Below are 19,463 nucleotides of genomic sequence, written 5' to 3'. Positions count from 1 at the left end.
GGTGGTCGCCCGCTCGGCATGAGAGCGACTCTACCCGTCGGTAACATGCCGTGCGAGTCCGATCCTGACCTGCGGGGCGACCTCGGTGTGATGCGTGTCTCCCTGTCTCGCCGGGTAGGACGACCGGACCGGACGAACGGGCGGGGACCCGTGGGTCCCCGCCCGGCGAGGTGGTGCTGGGTGATGCGAGTGGTGCGGGTCGCTCAGCGCTTGGCGTCGTAGATCTTCAGCATCGCGGTGCCCAGGTTGATCTTGGCGCCGTAGAGCTCGCTGCTGGCGTCGAGCACGCTGAGCTGGACGGCGATCGCCTTGGCCCCCCACTTGCCCCGCTCGATGACGTTGAACTTCACCGAGAGCAGCGGCAGGCCGGGGATCTCGATCGAGGGGATGTCCTTCGGCAGGCTCAGCTTCTGGCCGTTGAGGGTGATGCTGCCGACCGTGGTGCCGGACGTGTCGACCTGGGTGCGGCTGTTCGGCTTCTGCGAGCGCAGCCGGTTGGCCTTCACCGAGGCCTTGATGCCGTCGATGACGAGCAGGTCGCCGCCGAGTGCGACGCGGGCCAGGCTGGACTCCTCATGGCCCCAGGCGCGACGGGCGTTCTGCTTGCCCATCTGGCGGCTGCCGCCCACCGAGACCTCCAGGACGCCGGGCAGGTCGACGTCGAGCACCGAGTCCTTCTTGACCTTGCCGCCGGTGCCCGAGCACGGCATCACGATGTTCTGGGTGCGACCGACGTCGAGCAGGCCGGCCAGGGCCTTGGCCTCGAGGGTGCCGGCGCGGCCGCGGAACAGGCCGGTCCGGATGTCGCTGAAGATCTTCGCCGAGCTGTGCGCGACCCGGATGCGGGTCTTGGTCGGGGCGATGTAGACCTCGAGCGCGTCGGCGCGGGCGACGGCGCGCGACTTGTTGACGACGCTCTCCTTGTTGCCCAGGGAGACGCGGCCGAGGCCGGGGATGTTGACCGGCTGGCCGGGCAGCGGGACGTCGAACCCGGTCCGCTTGCCGCCCTGGGGGGTGAACCAGAGGCTGAGCAGGTTGGTCGAGACATTGGTGCCGAAGCCGGACTTCGGGTCGTGGTAGGCCTCGGCGCGGGTGCTGATCGCGCCGAGCTCGAGCTTGCCGAAGGCGTTGTTGGCCAGCGTGATGCCGGCGATCTTCTGGGTGGTGATCGATGCGACGCGGCCCGACTTGTAGCGGCGGGTGCGGTTGGTGGTCTTGATCGCGCCGACCTCGCCGAGACCGGGGATGGTGACGCCGGCGAGGCTGTTCTGGCGCTTGAGCCCGACCTCGTTGGTGCAGCCGATGACCTTGTGCGCCGTACGACCCGAGGAGGCAGGCAGGTCGCCGCCCTCGACCCGGGTGCCGTAGCCGCCGCCGGCCAGGGCGAACTCGGTGAAGCGCCCCTTCTTGGTCGTGGCGGACTTCGAGGTCGCCGCGGTGGTGATGATCGTCCGTTCGGACGAGGCCTTCACCGGGGTGGGGGCGGGTGCGGCCTGGGCTGCGGGCAGGGCCGGCAGGACGAGCGCGATCGCGAGCGCGGTGCCGAGGGGCAGCAGACGGCGCATGGAGGCTCCTGACAAGAGGGGGTGGGGGATGACCGGACAACGAGTTACTTCGTGTCGGGCTACGCATTCGCGCGAGATCCCTACCCGCGCCCCGCCGTCGTGTGACCGCGGAGGCCGAGGCGGCGGCAGTGGTACGGACCAGTGCGCCGGGTCCCGCAGGGGGTCGACGCGCCGGTCTCCCGGGCGTTGGATGGGGCGATGGTCAGCACAGTGGTCGTCGACGTCGCCCCGGTCAGCCCCGCCGACCTGGTCGCGGTGGCGCGGGACGGTGCCGCGGTGGAGCTCTCCGCGGCCGCCCGCGCCGCGATCGTGCGCGGGCGGCGGACCGTCGACGCCCTGGCCGCCGCCCCCGACCCGGCGTACGGCGTCTCGACCGGGTTCGGAGCGCTCGCGACCCGGCACGTGCCGTTGCCCGAGCGCGCCCGGCTGCAGCGCTCCCTGGTCCGCTCGCACGCCGCGGGATCGGGTCCGGAGGTGGAGCGCGAGGTGGTGCGGGCGCTGATGCTGCTGCGCCTCTCCACCCTCGCGACCGGTCACACCGGCGTGCGTCCGGGGACCGCCGAGCTGCTGGCCGGGCTGCTGAGCCACGGGATCACCCCGGTGGTGCACGAGCACGGCTCGCTCGGGTGCTCCGGCGACCTCGCGCCGCTGGCGCACTGCGCGCTGGCGCTGCTCGGCGAGGGTCCGGTGCGCGACCGCTCCGGGGCGCTGCGTCCGGCCGCGGAGGCGCTCGCCGAGGCCGGGCTGGTCCCCGTCGAGCTGGGCGCCAAGGAGGGACTCGCGCTGATCAACGGCACCGACGGCATGCTCGGCATGCTGGTGCTGGCGCTGGAGGACCTGCGCCTGACGCTGCGCACCGCCGACGTCGCCGCAGCGATGTCGGTGGAGGCGCTGCTCGGCACCGACCGGGTCTTCGCCGCCGAGCTCCAGGCGCTGCGTCCGCACCCGGGCCAGGCCGACTCCGCCGCCAACCTGCGCACCCTGCTCGCCGGCTCCGGGGTGGTGGCCTCGCACCGCGGCCCGGACTGCAACCGGGTGCAGGATGCCTACTCCCTGCGGTGCGCGCCGCAGGTCCACGGCGCGGCCCGCGACACCGTCGAGCACGCCGCGACCGTCGCCGGGCGCGAGCTGGCCGCCGCCATCGACAACCCGGTGGTGCTCGGGGAAGGGGTGGAGTCCAACGGCAACTTCCACGGGGCGCCGCTGGGCTACGTGCTGGACTTCCTCGCCATCGCGGCCGCCGACGTGGCGTCGATGAGCGAGCGGCGTACCGACCGGTTCCTCGACGTCGCGCGCAGCCACGGGCTGCCGGCGTTCCTCGCCGCAGACCCGGGCGTCGACAGCGGCCACATGATCGCGCAGTACACCCAGGCGGCCGTGGTCTCGGAGCTGAAACGGCTGGCGGTGCCCGCATCGGTCGACTCGATCCCCTCCAGTGCGATGCAGGAGGACCACGTCTCGATGGGCTGGTCGGCCGCGCGCAAGCTGCGTCGCAGCATCGAGGGGCTCCGCCGGGTGGTGGCCATCGAGGTGCTGACCGCGGCGCGGGCCCTCGACCTGCGCGCCCCGCTGACCCCGGCCGCGGGGACCGGTGCGGTGGTCGCGTTGCTGCGCGGCGCGGGAGTGCCGGGACCGGGACCGGATCGGTTCCTGGCGCCGGAGATCGAGAGGGCGGTCGACCTCGTGCGCTCCGGCGCCGTGGTCGCCGCCGCCGAGGAACGGATCGGAGAGCTGCGATGAACGAGCGAGGGCCCACCCGGGCGGCGCGTGGCAGCGGGCTGACGGCGCGCTCGTGGCAGACCGAGGCCGCGCTGCGGATGCTGATGAACAACCTCGACCCGGAGGTCGCGGAGCGCCCCGAGGACCTGGTCGTCTACGGCGGCACCGGCAAGGCCGCGCGCAGTTGGGCGGCGTACGACGCGCTGGTGCGGACCCTGACCACGCTCGGCGACGACGAGACGATGCTCGTGCAGTCGGGCAAGCCGGTCGGGGTGGTGCGCACCCACGCGTGGGCGCCGCGGGTGCTGATCGCGAACTCCAACCTGGTCGGCGACTGGGCGAACTGGGAGGAGTTCCGCCGCCTCGAGGACCTCGGGCTGACGATGTACGGACAGATGACCGCCGGGTCGTGGATCTACATCGGCACCCAGGGGATCCTCCAGGGCACCTTCGAGACGTTCGCGGCGGTGGCCGACAAGCGCTTTGGCGGCACGCTGGCCGGGACCATCACGCTCACCGGGGGCCTCGGCGGGATGGGTGGCGCCCAGCCGCTGGCGGTGACCATGAACGACGGGGTGGCGATCTGCGTCGAGGTCGACCCCGGCCGCATCGAACGCCGCCTCGAGCACCGCTATCTCGACGTGCGTGCGGAGTCGCTGGAGCACGCGCTCGCGCTGGCGGTCGCCGCGCGCGACGAGCGGCGGGCGCTGTCGATCGGCCTGCTCGGCAACGCCGCGGAGGTCTTCCCCGCGCTGCAGGCGGCGGGGGCGCCCATCGACGTGGTCACCGACCAGACCTCCGCGCACGACCCGCTGGCCTACCTGCCCGTCGGGGTCGCCTTCGAGGACTGGCGGCGGGTCGCGGGCGAGGACCCCGCGGGCTTCACCGAGCGGGCGCGGGCCTCGATGGCCGCCCAGGTGGGGGCGATGGTCGCGTTCGCCGACCGGGGCGCGGAGGTCTTCGACTACGGCAACTCGATCCGCGACGAGGCGCGCAAGGGCGGCTGCGCCCGCGCCTTCGACATCCCCGGCTTCGTGCCCGCCTACATCCGCCCGCTGTTCTGCCAGGGCAAGGGCCCGTTCCGCTGGGCGGCGCTGTCCGGCGACCCCGCCGACATCGCGGCCACCGACGCGGCGGTCCTCGAGCTGTTCCCCGATGACGAGCGGCTGCGGCGCTGGATCACGCTGGCCCAGGAGCGGGTGGCGTTCCAGGGGCTTCCGGCGCGGATCTGCTGGCTGGGCTACGGGCAGCGCCACCTCGCCGGGCTGCGGTTCAACGAGATGGTGCGCACCGGCGAGCTGCGCGCGCCGGTGGTCATCGGCCGCGACCACCTCGACTGCGGCTCGGTCGCCTCGCCGTACCGCGAGACGGAGGCCATGGCCGACGGCTCCGACGCGATCGCCGACTGGGCGGTGCTCAACGCCCTGGTCAACACCGCCTCGGGCGCCACCTGGGTCTCCTTCCACCACGGCGGCGGCGTCGGGATGGGCCGCTCCCTGCACGCCGGCCAGGTCTGCGTCGCCGACGGCACGGACCTGGCCGCCGAGAAGCTCGAGCGGGTGCTCACCAACGACCCCGCCATGGGGGTGTTCCGCCACGTCGACGCGGGCTACGAGATCGCGGAGCGGGTGGCGCAGGAGCAGGGGCTGCACGTGCCGCGGTGAGGTGGGGCTGTCGGGATGTCGGGCGGCCCGGATGTCGGGCGGTCGGCGAGGATGGCCCCATGAGCGCTTACTGGATCAGCATCTACCGCGAGGTCCTCGACGAGTCGAAGATGGCGGCGTACGCCGCGCTCGCCGGCCCCGCCCTCGAGGCCGCCGGCGGCACCTTCCTCGCCCGGGCCCTGCCCGAGCAGACCTGGGAGGCCGGCGAGACGACCCGCACGGTCGTCATCCGCTTCGACTCCGTCGAGGCCGCCCGCGCCGCCCACGACGGCCCGGCGTACCAGGAGGCGCTCGCCGCCCTCGACGGCGGCGCGGTGCGGGAGATCCGGGTGGTCCCGGGGGTCTAGCCCCCGCGTAGGCTGCGGGGTCGAGGACAAGGGGTGTGGTGACATGGTGGCGAGCCGTTCGGCGCGCGAGCGCAAGGCCGCTGCGGAGGCGGGTCCGCTGGCGAAGGTGAAGATCGACCTCGGCCCGGACAAGGAGTTCCTCTACCGGTTCACCTGCACCGAGTGCACCGTGAAGGGCCGGGGCCCGTGGTCGACGCATCGCGCCGGCGAGGACAACGGCTACATGGCCGCGATGGACCGCTGGATCTTCCACCTCCACGAGAAGCACCCGGGCGCCGAGGCGCCGTGCCTGGCCTACCTCCCCGCAGCCCAGCAGCGGCTGCACGAGCGCCGCGGCTGAGCCCACGCTTTCGCAGATGGCGGTGTCCTGCGGTCAGCAGGTGACTGGGGAGCACCGCCATCCGCTGATCAGGCGAGCGTCCGCCGGGCGGCGACGGCAGCCCGGGTCTCCTCCTCGACCAGGTCGGCGTTGATCATCGCGCCGGCGCGCAGGCCGGCGGCCGCGGCGGCGATCACCTGGGCCGTCGGGTCGGCGACGTTGCCGGCGACCCACACCCCCGGTACGGCGGTCGCGCCGGTGGGGTCCGCGGGCACCGCCGTGCCGAGCAGGACCCCGCCCGCCTCGAAGGGTTCGGCGGTGAGGCCCAGGGGCGCGAGGAAGTCGGCGCGGGCCTCGAAGCGTGGGGAGACCACCACCGCGTCGCAGGCCAGCACCTCCCCGGAAGCCAGCCGCAGGCCGCTCAGCACGCCGTCGATGCTCAGCACCTCCACCGGCGGGTCACTCAGCACCGCGATGCCCCGAGCGGCGAGCCGCTCGAGGTCGTCCTGGCCCGGGTGCGCCGCGGGGTCCGCGACCACGACCGTGACGTGCTCGGTGAGCTGGCGGAAGAGCAGCGCCTGGTGCGTCGCCATCGGGCCGGTGGCCAACACCACCACCCGCTGCCCGCGCACCTCCCAGCCGTGGCAGTAGGGGCAGTGCAGCACGTCGCGGCCCCAGCGCTCGGCCAGTCCAGGCACGTCGGGGAGCACGTCGACCAGCCCGGTGGCCACCAGCACCCGGCGGGCGGAGTGCTCGCGCCCGTCGTCGGTGGTGACGGTGAAGGCGAGGTCGTCGCCGTCCCGCGTGCGTACGCCGGCGACCCGCGCCTCGAGGACCTGTACGCCGTACTGCGCGACCTCCTCGCGGCCGATCGCGAGCAGCTCGCGGGGCGGCACGCCCTCGCGACCGAGGTAGTTGTGGGCATGGGCGGCCGGGGCGTTGCGGGGCTCGCCCGCGTCGAGGACCAGCACGGAACGGCGCGAGCGGCCCAGGGCGAGGGCGCCGCTGAGGGCGGCCGCCCCGCCGCCGACGACCACCACGTCGTGCTCGACGGGCGGCAGGGGATCGGGTGCCGGGTTCATCCCACGAGTCTCCGAGCGACCGGCGCGGTTGACAAACATCCTTGCCATAGCGGCAAACTGCGGGAATGGTCACCGACGACGACATGGCCGCCGCGCTCCAGCAGGTGGGCCCGCGGCTGCGCCAGCTGCGCCTGGAGCGGGAGGCCACCTTGGCCGACCTGTCGGCCGAGACCGGGATCTCGGTGAGCACGCTCTCGCGGCTGGAGTCGGGCGGGCGCAAGCCCACCCTGGAGCTGCTGCTCGCGCTGGCGAAGGCGCACCGGGTCTCCCTCGACGACCTCGTCGACGCCCCGGAGACCGGCGACCCGCGGGTGCGCTCGCGGCCGGTGCAGCGCCACGGGATGACGTTCCTGCCGCTGACCCGCCGCCCGGGCGGGCTCCAGGCCTACAAGCAGGTGCTGCCGCCGCGCCCCGACGCGGTGCCGGACCTGCGCACCCACGAGGGCTACGAGTGGCTCTACGTGCTGTCCGGTCGGTTGCGGCTGGTGCTCGGCACCCGCGACCTGCTGCTGGCGCCGGGCGAGGTCGTCGAGTTCGACACCCGTACGCCGCACTGGCTCAGCAACCCCGGGCCGGCCCCCGCCGAGGCGCTGGCCGTCTACGGCCCCCAGGGCGAGCGGATGCACGTGCGCTCCTGACTCACTCCGGGATCGGCGGACCGAGCACCTCCAGGCCGTAGCGCGGCGCGACCTCGTTCCAGCGCCCGATCTCCTCCTCCGCGGTCCGCCCCTCGCCCTCGCCCGGGATCCGCATCGCGGTCGCCGGCACCCCCACCTCGTCGTACAGCTCGAGCAGCCCGCCGGGCAGGGTCAGGCTGAGGAAGCGCGCCGGCTGCTCGCCGCGGATCCGGAAGGCGTGCGGCAGCCCGCGCGGGAGGAAGAGGAACCAGCCCGCGGTCAGCTCGTACGTCGTGTCGCCCGCGCGGTAGCTCATCTCGCCCTCGAACAGGTAGAGCGCTTCGGCCTCGCGGGAGTGGCGATGCAGCGGGGTGGCGATGCCCGGCGGCTGGGTCACCAGCGCGGCGCCGAGGGCGCCCTCGCTCTGCCCCGGGCCGACGAGGTGCTCGAAGAGCGAGCCCATCGCCCAGGTGCCGCGCCCGGCTCCCGGGGGCGTGGCCATCACGGCGCGGCGCGATCTCGTCGGCTGGGTCTGCTTGTGTCCCGCTGCCATGGCTGCCACCGAGGATCGGCCCGGACCGTTCCGGGCGGGTCTGTCCACGCTACGCCTGCGGGGCCGGGGAGGTGCTCACGATCGACGGCGCCGGGCGTCGCGAGGTCTGCACGACCCCGCGCGGCGTCGTGGTCGGTCCCGACCTCGCGGCGTACGGCGGCACCGGCCGGCCGTGGAACGAGATCGTCGTCGACCCGCGCGGCCGGGTCTTCGTGAACATGCCCGGGTCGATGGGCTGCCGATCTCGATCGACTGGCTGCCCGACGGCATGGCGGTGACCCCTGACGGGATCTGCCTCGATGCCGAGGGTGCGGTCTGGTACGCCGACGTTCCGCACCAGCACTGCCGTCGGGTCGCCGAGGGTGGGCGGGTCCTGGACGCCGTCGAGGTGGACCGGGCTGCTTCGCCTGCATGCTCGGCGGCCTCGACGGGCGCACGCTCCACATCGTCGCCACCGACTGGGAGCGGAGGTGCTCACCGTCCGCGCCCCCGCGCCGCACGCCGGCCGCCCCTGAGTGCGGATCCGCAGCAGGCTCCCGTCAACCTGTTGCCTCCTCGCCCGTCGGAGGCGCATCGTGGGAAGCACCGCAGGAGGTGGGCAGATGAAGGCGAACGTGGGCGACCAGCTGGTCGTGGAGAGCAACTCGGCCGAGACGCACCGGCGCGAGGGCGAGATCATCGAGGTGCAGGGCCCGGACGGCGGTCCGCCGTTCATGGTGCGCTGGGGCGACGGGCGCGAGGGATTGTGCTTCCCGGGCCCGGACGCGCGGGTGATGCCGCGCGGCTTCTGACCGCGGGTCCGGCCTCAGCCGAACTCAGCTGGTGGAGACCCGGCGGGCCAGGAGCGTGGAGTCGGCGATGTCGTGGGTGACCCCGTCGCGGGTCACCGTGCGCGGACGCTGCTCGGCAAGCACGACCTCGAAGTCGTCGGGGAGCGCGGGCAGCAGGTCCGCGGCGAGGAACATCGCGCGGTGCTGGGCGGGGCTCCGGTGCGCCGAGGTCTCCGACGGCGCGTGCCCGACGACCAGCAGGTACCCGCCCGGGGCGACCGCCGCCGCGAGGCGACGGGTCACCTCCACCATCCCGCCCTCCGGCGGGTGCAGGAAGTGCGTGGTGACCAGGTCGAAGGTGCGCCCGGCCGGGTCGAAGGTGCGGGCGTCGACCTGCCACCAGTCGGTGCGCTCGGCGACCCCGGCCTGCTCGGCGTGGCGGGCCGCGCGGGCCAGGCCGTTGGCCGAGAAGTCCGCGCCGGTGACCCGCCAGCCGTGCTGGGCCAGCCAGATGACGTCCCCGCCCTCGCCGCAGCCCACGTCCAGCGCGGTCCCGGGTGTGAGGCGGGAGGCCTCGGCGACCAGTTGAGGGTTCGGTTCGCCGCTCCACATCTGCTCGTCGGAGGAGTAGCGCTCCTCCCAGCCCTGCGGCTCGAAGTAGTCGGTCGCGGAGGTCTCGTCGTGCTGGTGCTCGCTCACGGGTCCAGCGTGCCCTCCGGGTGGCGTTAGGGCAAACATCCTTGCTGGATCAGCAAACAATGTCTGTGTCGTGTCGGGATAGTCCGCCACACAGGGGTCGCGTTCTGGCCCGCGGACGACCGTGGTGTGGCGGACTATCCGCGCGGGGTGCCCGCCGGGTCGACGTGTGCGAGCCTGTCGCCCGTGACGCCAGACGAGCTCGAGCGCGGCGTGCGCGGTGCCTACGACACGGTGGCCGCCGACTACGCGGCGTACTTCGCGGACCTCGCGGCCGAGGCGCCGCTGGACCTGGCGATGCTCGACGCCTTCGTGGAGGCGGTCACCGGCGCCCGGGGCGAGGAGGGGCCGCCGCTGGTGCTGGACGCAGGGTGTGGCACCGGGCGGGTCGGTCGCCACCTCCTCGCACGGGGGTGTCGGGTCGCGGGCGTCGACCTTTCCCCGGGTATGGCCGGCCAAGCCCACCGGGGGAGTCCCGGCCTGCCGGTGGTCGTCGGATCGCTGGCCGCGCTGCCGTACGCCGACGCGCGCTTCGACGCCGTCCTGCTCTGGTACTCGACCATCCACACCCCGCCCGCGGGCCAGCCACGCCTGCTCGCCGAGGCGTCCCGGGTGCTGCGACCCGGGGGGCATCTGCTGATCGGGTTCCAGGCCGGTGCCGGCACGCGGGACGTCGCCCCGGCGTACCGCACCGTCGGGCACGAGATCGAGCTGGAGCGCCACCTCGTCGCCGCCGACCAGGTGAGCGACTGGCTCGCAGCGGCGGGGCTGCGCGAGCTCGCCCGGTTGGTACGCCGGGCGCGGGACGGCGAGCTCGACGACCAGGCGTCGGTGCTGGCGCAGCGGCCGGTCACCTGAAGCCCTCGCGCTGCGCCGGACCGCTCCGTATCGTCGGGCCATGACCACCACCGACGGCTCGGCGATCAGCCGCCTTCTCGAGCAGAGCCGGAGCGGGCTCGACCGGGTCGCGGCGGAGGACCTGCCCGCCGTGCGCGCCGAGGGTGCCCTGATCGTCGACATCCGCCCGCTCGAGCTGCGCGACCGCGACGGCGAGCTGCCGGGCGCGGTGGTGATCGGGCGCAACGTGCTCGAGTGGCGCCTCGACCCGACCAGCCCGCACCGCCTGCCGGGCGCCGACGACCCGCACCGGCGCATCGTGCTGGTGTGCGACCAGGGCTACAGCTCCAGCCTCGCGGCGCACACGCTGCAGCAGCTCGGGCTCGCGCGCGCCACCGACCTCGTCGGCGGATTCCAGGCCTGGGCGCAGACCCCCGACGCCCGCCGTCTCACCCGCTGACGCAGGCTGCGGACCGGCGTAGGGTCGAGAAGATGAGCGAGGACTGGCGCAGCGAGACCATCGACACCGTGCGGTCGCTGATCATGGCCGCCGAGCCGGCCGTGGTCGAGGAGGCGAAGTGGGTGAAGCCCTCCAACCCGGCGGGCGTCCCGACCTTCTCCTGCGACGGCCTGATCTGCACGGCCGAGACCTACCAGGACAAGGTCAAGCTGACCTTCGCCCGGGGCGCCTCGCTCGACGATCCCTCCAGCCTCTTCAACGCCAGCCTCGGCGCCGGTACCCGGCGCGCGATCGACCTGCGCGAGGGCGACCTGCTCGACGAGGCGGCGTTCGTGGAGCTGGTCCGCGAGGCCGTCGCCCGCAACCGGTCCTGAGCCCGCCGGCCTACCCCCACGGGTCGGTGATCTCGCGCAGCAGCGCGAGGGTCGAGCGCAGCTCCCGCATCCGACGTGGCCCGACGTGCGCCTCCCACTCCGCCTCGACGCGGTCCTGCTCGACCCGCGCCACGGCGATCACCGCGCGGCCGCGATCGGTGATCCGGATCAGCCTGGCCCGGCCGTCGCGCGGATCGGGGACGCGTACGACGTACCCGCTCCGCTCGAGCTCGTCGACTAAGAAGCCGGCCGCCTGCTTGCTCGTCTGGGCGGCGGCCGCGAGGTCGGTGAGCCGCGAGCCGTCCGGGTCCACGCGCTGGAAGATGCGCGCCTGGGCGAGGCTGATCTCGTGCCCGGCCGCGGCCACCGCGCGCAGCACCCGGTCCTCCAGGTGCCGGTAGGGCAGGAGGAGCAGGACGCCGGTGCTCGGGGCGGACTCGGCGGGCGGGTGGAGGGACATGCGAGACCCCTTGTCAGCGGGCGGCACGAAGGCGCAGAGTAGTCAAAGACCTTGACTAGTTGGGAGTCTCTCATGGACGACGATGCCTGGGACCTGCTCCGCGATGAACGCCTGAGCCTGGCCCGAACCCTCGCGACGCTGAGCGACGCCCAGTGGGCGACGCGGACGCTGTGCACGGAGTGGACGGTGCGCGAGGTGGTCGCGCACCTGGTGATGACGTCAGTGGGTGAGCCGAGCCTCTCGGTCATGGCCGCGGCGACGGCGCGTGCTCGCGGCAACGTCTGGCACGCGAGTCGCGACCTCACTCGGACGGCGGCGGCGAGGCGGTCGCCCGGGGAGCTGGTGCGGGCGGTGGAGGAGAGCGCCGACTCGCGCCGCAGGCCGGTGTTCGTCGTCGACGCCAACATCCTGCCCGACGTGGTCGTGCACGGGCAGGACATCGCGGTACCGCTGGGGCTGCACCGCCAGGTGCCCGCCGTCGTCGCCGGGGTGGCGCTGGCGCGGCTGTGGTCGATGGGCTTTCCCTTCCACGCCCGGCGCCGGCTGGCCGGCGTACGCCTGTGCTGTGCGGACGGCACGAGCTGGGCGGCGGGGGAGGGACCGGAGGTCTCCGGCTCGGCCGGGGCGCTCGCGCTGCTGATGACCCAGCGGACCACGGCAGCGCTGTCGATGCTGCAGGGCCCCGGCGTGGCGCGGCTGGAGGCGCGGCTGGCGCACGCCTGAGCCGGCAGCCGGCCGGGTCGGCGGGTGGGTCAGCCTGCCGACCAGCCCGGGTCGCGCCCGGCGCGCGCGACCAGCCGGTCGAGGAGCGGGGCGCCGTCGTCGACCGGTACGGCGGGGCCGAACAGGCCCGGGGTCCCGGCGGTGTCGAAGCCCTCCACGAACGCCAGGCACGCGGCCGCCGTCGCCTCGTCCGGGCGGTAGTCCTGGCCGGTGGCGCGGGCGAGGTCCCAGCCGTGCAGGACCAGCTCGTCGAGGGCGACCAGCCCCGCGACCGCTCCCGGCAGCTCCACCCCGCCGGCCCGGGTCATCCCCTGCCAGGCATCGTCCTCGCGCCATGCCTGCGCCAGGGCCGGCACCTGGCGCTCGAGGGCGGGGCGCCAGCCGGGCTCCAGGGCGGGCCAGCCGTCGGCGTCGGGACTGGTGTCGGTCAGCACCCCGAGCTCCTTCTCGGCCGTCGCCCGCAAGCCGAGCGTCAGCCCGACGAGGTGCTGGAGCAGCTCGGCGACCGTGGTCCCGGAGCAGGGGGTGGTGAGCTCGAGGTCGGCGTCGGTGACCCCGGCGAGCGTCGCCAGCAGCGCGTCCCCGGCCGCCTCCAGATCGATCTGTGCGGTCATCCCAGCAGTCTGTCCCTCGGGCCGGGCGCTGTGAAGGGGCCGTCGCTGGGTGGTGGTTCCGCTCGTGCGCGGACTGCGGCACCATCGAGAGATGAAGGTGCTGCTCACCGGCGGTACGGGTTTCGTGGGATGCCACGCGGCAGCGGCGATCGCCGCCGCCGGGCACGGGGTGCGCCTGCTGGTCCGCCGCCCCGAGCAGGTCGCCGTCTCGCTCGGCCCGCAGGAGGTGGCGGTCTCCGACGTCGTGGTGGGCGACGTCCTCGACGAGGCGGTGGTCGCCGACGCCGTCGCCGGCTGCGACGCGGTGGTGCACGCGGCGGCGGTCTACTCCCTCGACCCGCGCCGTGCGGCAGAGGTCCGTCGTACCAACCTGCGTGCCACCGAGCTGGTGCTCGGTCGGGCGGTCGCCTCGGGACTGGACCCGGTGGTGCACGTGTCGACGACCGTCGCGTTGACGCGGTACGCCGGGAGTGGCCCGGACCTGCCGCTGGGCGACATCGACCTGCCCTACGCCCAGTCCAAGATCGCCTCCGAGCTCGTCGCCCGGCGACTGCAGGAGGCCGGCGCCCCCGTGGTCACCGTCTACCCCGGGGCGGTCTACGGCCCGGGCGACCCCTACCGCGGTGACCAGGGCGAGCGGCTGCGCTGGATCCTCACCGGGCGCTTCCCGCTCTGGCCACGGGGCGGCCTGCACGTCACCGATGTGCGCGACGTCGCCGCAGTGCTCGCCGGGGTGCTCGAGCCCGGACTTGGCCCGCGCCGCTTCGTCGTCCCCGGCCATCACATGGACGGCGATCAGCTGTACGCCGCGTTCGCGACGGCGACCGGGCGCCGCTTCCCGCACGTGCTGGTGCCTGGTCGGCTGATGGGCCCTCAGGCCCGAGCGCTCGATGCGCTGCAGCGCCGGCTGCCTGCGCGCTGGCACCTCCCGGCCGACCGCGAGGGGGTCGAGATCGTGCTGCGTGACACGCGGGTCGACGACACGGCGGCGCGCGCCGAGCTCGGTGTCACTCCCATCCCGCTGGTGGGCACGATCGGCGACACGATCGACTGGCTCGTCGAGTCCGGCCGGGTGGCGCCGCGCTACGGGCGCTGACGCGGGGGCGACCCGGCCGCGCCGGTGAGCACGGCGGCCAGCTCGTCGGGCCGGCTGAGGTGGGCGCAGTGCCCGGCGGCGATCTCGTCGGGCACGCGGATCCCGAGGCGGGTGCGGGCCACCTGGCGCTGGAGCGCCGGCGGCAGGAAGCGGTCCTGCGTGGTCACGACGTACCTCGCCGGGACTGCGGGGCCGGGGCCGGGCCACGGGACCTCGCCCAGCGCGTCGCTCGTCTCGCGCTCGTGGGCGACGGCCTCGCGGGCGAGCCCGGGCGCGACGTCGTGGAAGAAGACGACCATCGGGTCCGGGTTGCCGGTGCGTCCGCCGTCGTCGTGGGCGCCGACCGCGACGGCCTCGTCCCAGCCCACCGCCGCGAACCAGTCCTGTGCGCTCTCGCCGGGGCGCGGCACCATCCCGGCGACGAAGACCTGCGGCGCGTCCAGGCGGGCCGCGGCCAGTGCCGCCACGAAGGCGCCGGAGGAGTGTCCGACCACGACCACGTCGCCGCCCGCGCCGGTGGTCGCTCCCACGGCCTCGGCCACCACGTCGACGCAGTCCGCCCAGGTGGCGTCGTCGCGATCGGTGGGGAGGTCGGGTGCGACGGCGTCGTGCCCACGGCTGCGCAGCGCCTGCTGCACGAGGTGCCAGGCCCACCCGCCGTCGCCCGAGCCGTGCACGAGCGCGAAGGTCGTCATCTGACTGAGACAACCGCCGCGGCCCAGACTCATCGCCGCGAGCGCGGAACCTCAGTCCGCGTCGGCGGCGCCGTTCTTCTCGGGCCGGCCGCGGCCGGAGGGCACGGCGGCGGTGACGAGGCCGAGCACCGCGCCGACGGCGACCATGGCCCAGCTGTTCGAGATCAGGAACAGGACGACCCCGGCAGTGATGCCCACGGCGGCGCCCAGCGCGATCCGGATCTGCAGCTCGTCCGCGCCGCGCCTCTGCTCGTCCATCCCCCCATCCTCCCCGGAGTCCGCGATTCCGATGACTTCGGGGGCGGTCCCTGGTCGGATATGCACCGGCCGAACCCTTCCGACAGGAGCACCATGAGCGCGACCTACACCTTCGACGTCTTCGCCAGCCTCGACGGCTACGGCTCCTACGGCCACGGCGGCGACTGGGGCGGCTACTGGGGCAAGCAGGGGCCCGAGCTGCTCGAGCGCCGCCGCTCGCAGTACGCCGGCGACCAGCGCCTGGTCCTCGGCGCCACGACGTTCCGGGACTTCGTGCGCATGCTGTCCACCGGCGCGGAGGACTCCGAGGTGCGTGACTCCTGGGTCACCGAGATGACGAACCTGCCCGCGACCGTGGTGTCCTCGACGCTCGAGGGACCCCTCGACTGGCCCGACGCCACCGTCGCGTCGGGGGATGCCATCGACGTCGTCGCCCGGCTCAAGGAGGAGTCCGACACCCCGCTGCGCTCCCACGGCAGCCTCTCGCTGAACTGGGCGCTGATGGCGGCCGGCCTGGTCGACCGGGTGCAGGTAACGGTCTTCCCGGTCATCACGGGCACCACCGGCACGCTCCCGGTCTTCGGCGGCGCCGGCGACTTTGACCTCGAGCTGCTGGAGAGCCGCACGCTCGACGGGCGCACCCAGGAGCTGATCTATCGCCCCACCCCGCACTGACGGGTGCGAGCCCAGCGACGCACGGGGACAGGAAGGCAGCGACAGATCCGCGCGGCAGATCTACGCTGCTGAGGTGAGGCGCTCGGCGGGCATCCTCGGCACGCTGCTCCTCGCCGTGCTCGCGCTCGGCTGCGAGGCCGACGATCCGACGCCGCGCGGTGGGGCCGCGGTGCCCGCGAGCCTGGCCGATCTGCTGGGCGGCGGCGGGCTCGACCCCGACGCGGTGACCGTGCGCGACGCGCTCCTGCAGGAGATCGCCGAGAGGGGCGGCGTGCGCGCGGTGGTGAGGGGCGGGGAGTCCGCGACGACCGTCGAGCTGGACGCGTCGTCGGACCTGCCGCTCCGTGCGGCGCGGCGGTACTCCTGGGTGCAGGACGGTACGACGCGGGAGGTGATCCAGCTCCCGCACGGGCGGGTGTGCGTCAACCGTGCGACCGGTCGGGCGGTTCGCGCCTGGGGCAACGCCGCCACGGGCTGGATCCAGGCGAGCGCCCGCCCGTACAGCTGCACCGAGCCCGGCAGCACGGTCGGCGCCCTGGTGGTGCAGGGCCTGCGGCCGCTCGACCCGGTGATCCGGCTGGGCTCGTTCGTGGGCCGGCCGGGCCTCGCCGACCTGGGCACCGAGACCGACGAGGACGGCGTACCGACGCGCCACCTGCGGATGGAGGGCGCCGAGAACGGCACCAGCGAGCCGACCGTCCCGACCAGCCACGACCTGTGGGTCGACGACGAGCTGCGCCTGGTGCGCGCGGAGTTCAGCGGTCTCGACGAGGCGAGCGGCCCCTACTCTGCGACCTTCTCCTACGAACGGTTGCGGGACGTGAGGCTGCCGCCCGCCGCCGATCGTGGCCTGCTGGTCTTCCGCCCCGGGGTCGGCGCAGGCTCCCAGCAGGGCTCAGGCACCCGCGCGCCCGAGTGACCCGGATTGGTCACCGGGGGTGGCCGCCGGTGGTGCCAACGACAGCGAGGGGCCCCGGACCGCATGGTCCGGGGCCCCTCGCAGGGTGCAGCTGGTGAAGTCAGGTCAGAAGACCCTGCGTCGCGTACCGCCGACCGGCACGAAGTTGAGGATCAGGCCGACCACGAGCAGGATCGCGCCGATCGTGGTGAGGATGTTCATCGTCGTCACGAGACCGATGATCAGCAGGATAAGTCCGAGGACAACCATGTCGTACTCCCTCTAGTAGGTGATGAGCGACCGTTAACCGGTCATTCACATTCGCAAACGTCGCTCATTTCGCAGAGGGCTTCTGAGGGCCTCAGAGGGGCTCGGTGTCACTCCTCGAGGGCGAGGATCGCCTCGTGGATGCTCAGCGTGCGCCGCGCCGACTCGACGTGCAGGTTCTCCACCATGCGGCCCTGGTAGGTCACCACCCCGGCGCCCTGGCCGTCCTCCCACGCCTGGATGAGGCCGCGGGCGTGCTCGACCGCCTGCGCGGAGGGGGCGAACGCCTCGTTGGCGCCGGCCACCTGTCCGGGGTGGATCAGGGTCTTGCCGTCGAAGCCCATCTCCCGGCCCTGACGGCACTCGGCGAGGAACCCGTCGGTGTCCTTCACGTCGTTGTAGACGCCGTCGAGGATCGCGATCCCGGCCGCGCGGGCGGCCAGCAGGGCGGTGTGCAGCGAGGGCAGGATCGGGGCGCGACCCGGCACGTGCTCGGCGTAGAGCTCCTTGACCAGGTCGTTGGTGCCGATCACGAACGCCGCGAGCCGCTCGGAGGCGCGGGCGATCGCGAGCACGTCGAGGATCGCCACCGGCGTCTCGATCATCGCCCAGAGCTTGGTGTGCTCCGGGGCCCCCGCGCGCTCCATCGCCGCCACCAGCTGCTTGACCTCGGCGGCGCTGTTGACCTTCGGCACGACGATCGCGGCCGGGCCGGCCTGCGCGGCGGCCGCGAGGTCGGCGTGGTGCCAGTCGGTGCCGAGGCCGTTGACCCGGATCGTGACCGTACGCCGTCCGTAGTCGCCCGACGCGGCCGCGGCGCAGGCGGCCTCACGTGCGGCGTCCTTGGCATCGGGGGCGACGGCGTCCTCGAGGTCGAGGATCAGCGCGTCGCACGGGATCGAGGTGGCCTTCTCCAGGGCCCGCGCGTTGGAGCTCGGCATGTAGAGCACCGAGCGCAGCGGGGTGTAGGTGGTCTCGCTCATCTCAGTCCTCCAGCTCGATCGCGTCGTAGGCCTTCTTGAGCTCGGGGTCGATGGCGGCCAGCTGCTCGGCCAGCTCCACCATCACCAGGCACTGCTTGAGCGAGGCGTCGTCCTCCATCTTCCCGTCGAGCATCACCGCACCGGTGCCGTCGCCCATCGCCTTGGCGACCCGACGGGCGTGCGTGACGTCCTCCACGCTCGGGGAGAAGACGCGGTTGGCGATCGCGATCTGCTTGGGGTGCAGGCTCCAGGTGCCGACGCAGCCGAGCAGGAAGGCGTTGCGGAACTGGTCCTCGCAGGCCACCACGTCGGTGATGTCGCCGAACGGGCCGTAGTAGGGGTAGATCCCGTGCGTCGCGCACGCGTCGACCATCCGCGCGATCGTGTAGTGCCACAGGTCCTGCTGGTACGTCGTGCGCGGGCCGTTGATGTCGCCGGCGACCGGGTCCTGGCGCACCAGGTAGCCGGGGTGGCCGCCGCCGACGCGGGTGGTCTTCATGCGGCGGTCGGCCGCCAGGTCGGCCGGGCCGAGGGAGAGGCCCTGCATGCGCGGGCTGGCGCCGCAGATCTCCTCGACGTTCGCGACGCCGCGGGCGGTCTCGAGGATCGCGTGGATGAGGATCGGGCGGGTCAGGCCGGCCTTCGCCTCGAGCTGGGCGAGCAGCCGGTCGACGTAGTGGATGTCCTCGGCGCCCTGCACCTTCGGCACCATGATCACGTCGAGCTTGTCGCCGATCGCGGGCACCAGCGTGGTCAGGTCGTCGAGCGCCCACGGGCTGTCGAGGGAGTTGATCCGGGTCCACAGCTGCGTCGGGCCGCTCTGCCCACCGAGATTGGCAGTGTTCCGGGCGATCTCGACCAGGCCCTCGCGCGCGGCGACCTTGTTGTCGGCCTTGACGGCGTCCTCGAGGTTGCCCAGCAGCACGTCGACGGTGCCGACCATGTCGGGCACCTTCGCAGCCATCTTGGGGTTGCTCGGGTCGAAGAAGTGGATGGCCCGGCTCGGCCGCGCCGGCACCTCGCGCAGCGGCTCGGGGGCCCCGACGGCCAGGGGTCGGAAGAAGTCCTTGGGACTCTGGGTGCTCGACATGGCCGGAACGTAGCAGCGGGAGGCTACTGCCCGGTATGAGGCATGTCTCGCTGCCGCGAGCGGGTCCGTCGCCGGTCTGGTCCGCTGCGCTCAGCGGCGCCGGGGGCGCTGCCACCAGCGCCGGCGCGGCTGGTCGGGCCCGGTGCGTCGGTCGAGCTGGTCGAGACCTCGGTCCAGCCGCCGGGCCGCCCGACGCTCCTGCCACGCGGCGACCTCGACGTCCACGTCGCGGGGCATCGTGATCAGCGGTGGGCCCTCCGGGAGGCGGTAGCGCGCGGCGATCACCCGGGAGTTGAAGTCCTCGAGGTGCTCGCGGACCTGGCCCTCGGTGTTGAGGGTGTCGAGGTGGTCCTCGAGGCCGGCGTCCTCCTTGCGCAGCTCGACGCTGGGCGGGAGCACGACCACCCGCTCGCGCTCGATGAGTCCCTTGAGCCACCAGTCCGGGTCGTGCTCGCTGCCGAGCCCCTCGATCGGGCGCCCGGCGCCGGGGAGGTCGTCGAAGTCGCCGCGCTCCATCGCGCGGCGTACCTGCAGGTCGACCCAGGTCTGCTGCTGGACGATGCGGGCGCGGGCCGCGGCCTGCTCCTCCGCGCGTGACGGCGCACGCTCGGGTGACGGCCCGGGCTCCTCCTGGGACCCAGGCCCGGTCCCGCGGTCGGGGTCGGTCCCGGTCATGCCACCGATCCTAGGTCGCGGGCCGA

The 19,463-nt window shown here is 73.8% G+C and carries 26 protein-coding genes; 14 read left to right on the top strand and 12 right to left on the bottom strand.

The window, feature by feature from the left end; translation table 11 throughout:
* Positions 1 to 203 precede the first annotated feature (203 nt).
* Entirely contained in the window at positions 204 to 1,565 is a 1,362-nt protein-coding gene (locus HBO46_RS19340; protein WP_166134613.1) for a choice-of-anchor P family protein, read from the bottom strand.
* A gap of 198 nt (positions 1,566 to 1,763) precedes the next feature.
* Here HBO46_RS19340 and hutH point away from each other — a divergent pair, with 198 nt between their 5' ends.
* Genes hutH through HBO46_RS19320 form a run of 4 tightly spaced genes read left to right on the top strand, consistent with a single transcriptional unit; the run spans position 1,764 to position 5,635 of the window.
* Positions 1,764 to 3,305, top strand: a complete 1,542-nt coding sequence (hutH, locus tag HBO46_RS19335; protein ID WP_166134611.1) for a histidine ammonia-lyase — start codon at positions 1,764 to 1,766, stop codon at positions 3,303 to 3,305.
* A complete protein-coding gene (gene hutU, locus HBO46_RS19330; protein WP_166134609.1) occupies positions 3,302 to 4,948 on the top strand; it encodes a urocanate hydratase in 1,647 nt (548 codons plus the stop codon). The genes hutH and hutU overlap by 4 nt, the downstream gene beginning before the upstream one ends.
* 59 nt (positions 4,949 to 5,007) lie before the next feature.
* A complete protein-coding gene (locus HBO46_RS19325; RefSeq protein ID WP_166134607.1) occupies positions 5,008 to 5,295 on the top strand; it encodes a DUF1330 domain-containing protein in 288 nt (95 codons plus the stop codon).
* Positions 5,296 to 5,338: 43 nt separating this feature from the next.
* Entirely contained in the window at positions 5,339 to 5,635 is a 297-nt protein-coding gene (locus HBO46_RS19320; RefSeq protein ID WP_166134605.1) for a hypothetical protein, read from the top strand.
* Between the two features lie 68 nt (positions 5,636 to 5,703).
* Here the strand turns inward: HBO46_RS19320 and HBO46_RS19315 are convergent, their stop codons facing one another.
* Positions 5,704 to 6,696: an NAD(P)/FAD-dependent oxidoreductase gene (locus HBO46_RS19315; RefSeq protein ID WP_166134603.1), complete on the bottom strand. Its 993-nt coding sequence runs from the start codon at positions 6,694 to 6,696 to the stop codon at positions 5,704 to 5,706.
* Between the two features lie 65 nt (positions 6,697 to 6,761).
* Here HBO46_RS19315 and HBO46_RS19310 point away from each other — a divergent pair, with 65 nt between their 5' ends.
* Positions 6,762 to 7,334, top strand: coding sequence for a helix-turn-helix domain-containing protein (locus HBO46_RS19310; protein WP_224769258.1), 573 nt, complete (start codon positions 6,762 to 6,764; stop codon positions 7,332 to 7,334).
* A 1-nt stretch (position 7,335) separates the two neighbouring features.
* Here HBO46_RS19310 and HBO46_RS19305 read toward each other — a convergent pair whose 3' ends face one another.
* A complete protein-coding gene (locus HBO46_RS19305; protein ID WP_166134601.1) occupies positions 7,336 to 7,866 on the bottom strand; it encodes a cupin domain-containing protein in 531 nt (176 codons plus the stop codon).
* Positions 7,867 to 7,937: 71 nt separating this feature from the next.
* Here HBO46_RS19305 and HBO46_RS19300 point away from each other — a divergent pair, with 71 nt between their 5' ends.
* A complete protein-coding gene (locus HBO46_RS19300) occupies positions 7,938 to 8,144 on the top strand; it encodes a hypothetical protein (RefSeq protein WP_166132902.1) in 207 nt (68 codons plus the stop codon).
* A gap of 324 nt (positions 8,145 to 8,468) precedes the next feature.
* Positions 8,469 to 8,657 (top strand): DUF1918 domain-containing protein, encoded by a 189-nt coding sequence (locus HBO46_RS19290; protein WP_166134599.1) that lies wholly within the window; start codon positions 8,469 to 8,471, stop codon positions 8,655 to 8,657.
* A 24-nt stretch (positions 8,658 to 8,681) separates the two neighbouring features.
* On the opposite strand, the gene HBO46_RS19285 is transcribed toward HBO46_RS19290, so the two are convergent.
* Positions 8,682 to 9,335 (bottom strand): class I SAM-dependent methyltransferase, encoded by a 654-nt coding sequence (locus HBO46_RS19285; protein ID WP_224769257.1) that lies wholly within the window; start codon positions 9,333 to 9,335, stop codon positions 8,682 to 8,684.
* A gap of 183 nt (positions 9,336 to 9,518) precedes the next feature.
* On the opposite strand from HBO46_RS19285, the gene HBO46_RS19280 reads away from it, so the two are divergent.
* The 3 genes from HBO46_RS19280 to HBO46_RS19270 are packed head-to-tail and all read left to right on the top strand — an operon-like array spanning position 9,519 to position 11,003.
* Positions 9,519 to 10,190, top strand: a complete 672-nt coding sequence (locus tag HBO46_RS19280; protein WP_224769256.1) for a class I SAM-dependent methyltransferase — start codon at positions 9,519 to 9,521, stop codon at positions 10,188 to 10,190.
* Positions 10,191 to 10,230: 40 nt separating this feature from the next.
* Positions 10,231 to 10,629, top strand: a complete 399-nt coding sequence (locus tag HBO46_RS19275) for a rhodanese-like domain-containing protein (protein WP_166134595.1) — start codon at positions 10,231 to 10,233, stop codon at positions 10,627 to 10,629.
* A 32-nt stretch (positions 10,630 to 10,661) separates the two neighbouring features.
* Positions 10,662 to 11,003: a DUF1801 domain-containing protein gene (locus tag HBO46_RS19270; protein ID WP_166134593.1), complete on the top strand. Its 342-nt coding sequence runs from the start codon at positions 10,662 to 10,664 to the stop codon at positions 11,001 to 11,003.
* 10 nt (positions 11,004 to 11,013) lie between these two features.
* On the opposite strand, the gene HBO46_RS19265 is transcribed toward HBO46_RS19270, so the two are convergent.
* Complete coding sequence (locus HBO46_RS19265; RefSeq protein WP_166134591.1) at positions 11,014 to 11,463, bottom strand: MarR family winged helix-turn-helix transcriptional regulator; 450 nt, start codon at positions 11,461 to 11,463, stop codon at positions 11,014 to 11,016.
* 72 nt (positions 11,464 to 11,535) lie between these two features.
* Between HBO46_RS19265 and HBO46_RS19260 the strand changes: the two genes are divergently transcribed.
* A complete protein-coding gene (locus HBO46_RS19260; RefSeq protein WP_166134589.1) occupies positions 11,536 to 12,186 on the top strand; it encodes a maleylpyruvate isomerase family mycothiol-dependent enzyme in 651 nt (216 codons plus the stop codon).
* A gap of 29 nt (positions 12,187 to 12,215) precedes the next feature.
* Here the strand turns inward: HBO46_RS19260 and HBO46_RS19255 are convergent, their stop codons facing one another.
* Complete coding sequence (locus tag HBO46_RS19255; protein ID WP_166134587.1) at positions 12,216 to 12,800, bottom strand: TIGR03086 family metal-binding protein; 585 nt, start codon at positions 12,798 to 12,800, stop codon at positions 12,216 to 12,218.
* A 91-nt stretch (positions 12,801 to 12,891) separates the two neighbouring features.
* Between HBO46_RS19255 and HBO46_RS19250 the strand changes: the two genes are divergently transcribed.
* Complete coding sequence (locus HBO46_RS19250) at positions 12,892 to 13,896, top strand: NAD-dependent epimerase/dehydratase family protein (RefSeq protein WP_166134585.1); 1,005 nt, start codon at positions 12,892 to 12,894, stop codon at positions 13,894 to 13,896.
* Here the strand turns inward: HBO46_RS19250 and HBO46_RS19245 are convergent.
* A complete protein-coding gene (locus HBO46_RS19245) occupies positions 13,884 to 14,591 on the bottom strand; it encodes an alpha/beta hydrolase (protein WP_166134583.1) in 708 nt (235 codons plus the stop codon). The genes HBO46_RS19250 and HBO46_RS19245 overlap by 13 nt on opposite strands.
* Before the next feature lie 51 nt (positions 14,592 to 14,642).
* Positions 14,643 to 14,849, bottom strand: coding sequence for a hypothetical protein (locus tag HBO46_RS19240; protein WP_166134581.1), 207 nt, complete (start codon positions 14,847 to 14,849; stop codon positions 14,643 to 14,645).
* Between the two features lie 93 nt (positions 14,850 to 14,942).
* On the opposite strand from HBO46_RS19240, the gene HBO46_RS19235 reads away from it, so the two are divergent.
* Both HBO46_RS19235 and HBO46_RS19230 read left to right on the top strand, forming a co-directional pair.
* The gene (locus HBO46_RS19235) at positions 14,943 to 15,524 is read left to right on the top strand and encodes a dihydrofolate reductase family protein (RefSeq protein ID WP_166134579.1); all 582 of its coding nucleotides are present in this window, start codon (positions 14,943 to 14,945) and stop codon (positions 15,522 to 15,524) included.
* Between the two features lie 73 nt (positions 15,525 to 15,597).
* Positions 15,598 to 16,443 carry a hypothetical protein gene (locus HBO46_RS19230; protein ID WP_166134577.1) on the top strand — a complete coding sequence of 282 codons (846 nt, stop codon included), beginning with the start codon at positions 15,598 to 15,600 and terminating at the stop codon, positions 16,441 to 16,443.
* Positions 16,444 to 16,548: 105 nt separating this feature from the next.
* Here HBO46_RS19230 and HBO46_RS19225 read toward each other — a convergent pair whose 3' ends face one another.
* The 4 genes from HBO46_RS19225 to HBO46_RS19210 all read right to left on the bottom strand — a co-directional run bounded on the left by HBO46_RS19225 (position 16,549) and on the right by HBO46_RS19210 (position 19,437).
* On the bottom strand, positions 16,549 to 16,692 hold the full coding sequence (locus HBO46_RS19225) for a hypothetical protein (RefSeq protein WP_166134575.1): 144 nt from the start codon (positions 16,690 to 16,692) through the stop codon (positions 16,549 to 16,551).
* A gap of 107 nt (positions 16,693 to 16,799) precedes the next feature.
* A complete protein-coding gene (locus HBO46_RS19220) occupies positions 16,800 to 17,672 on the bottom strand; it encodes an HpcH/HpaI aldolase/citrate lyase family protein (protein WP_166134573.1) in 873 nt (290 codons plus the stop codon).
* Position 17,673: 1 nt separating this feature from the next.
* Positions 17,674 to 18,762 (bottom strand): HpcH/HpaI aldolase/citrate lyase family protein, encoded by a 1,089-nt coding sequence (locus tag HBO46_RS19215; protein WP_166134571.1) that lies wholly within the window; start codon positions 18,760 to 18,762, stop codon positions 17,674 to 17,676.
* 90 nt (positions 18,763 to 18,852) lie between these two features.
* Positions 18,853 to 19,437: a DnaJ family domain-containing protein gene (locus HBO46_RS19210; RefSeq protein ID WP_166134569.1), complete on the bottom strand. Its 585-nt coding sequence runs from the start codon at positions 19,435 to 19,437 to the stop codon at positions 18,853 to 18,855.
* Between the last annotated feature and the right edge of the window lie 26 nt (positions 19,438 to 19,463).

Source organism: Nocardioides ochotonae, from assembly GCF_011420305.2.
GTDB classification, from domain to species: domain Bacteria; phylum Actinomycetota; class Actinomycetes; order Propionibacteriales; family Nocardioidaceae; genus Nocardioides; species Nocardioides ochotonae.
The sequence above is the reverse complement of the archived record's forward strand: the minus strand, read 5'-3'. Positions and strand labels throughout refer to the sequence as shown.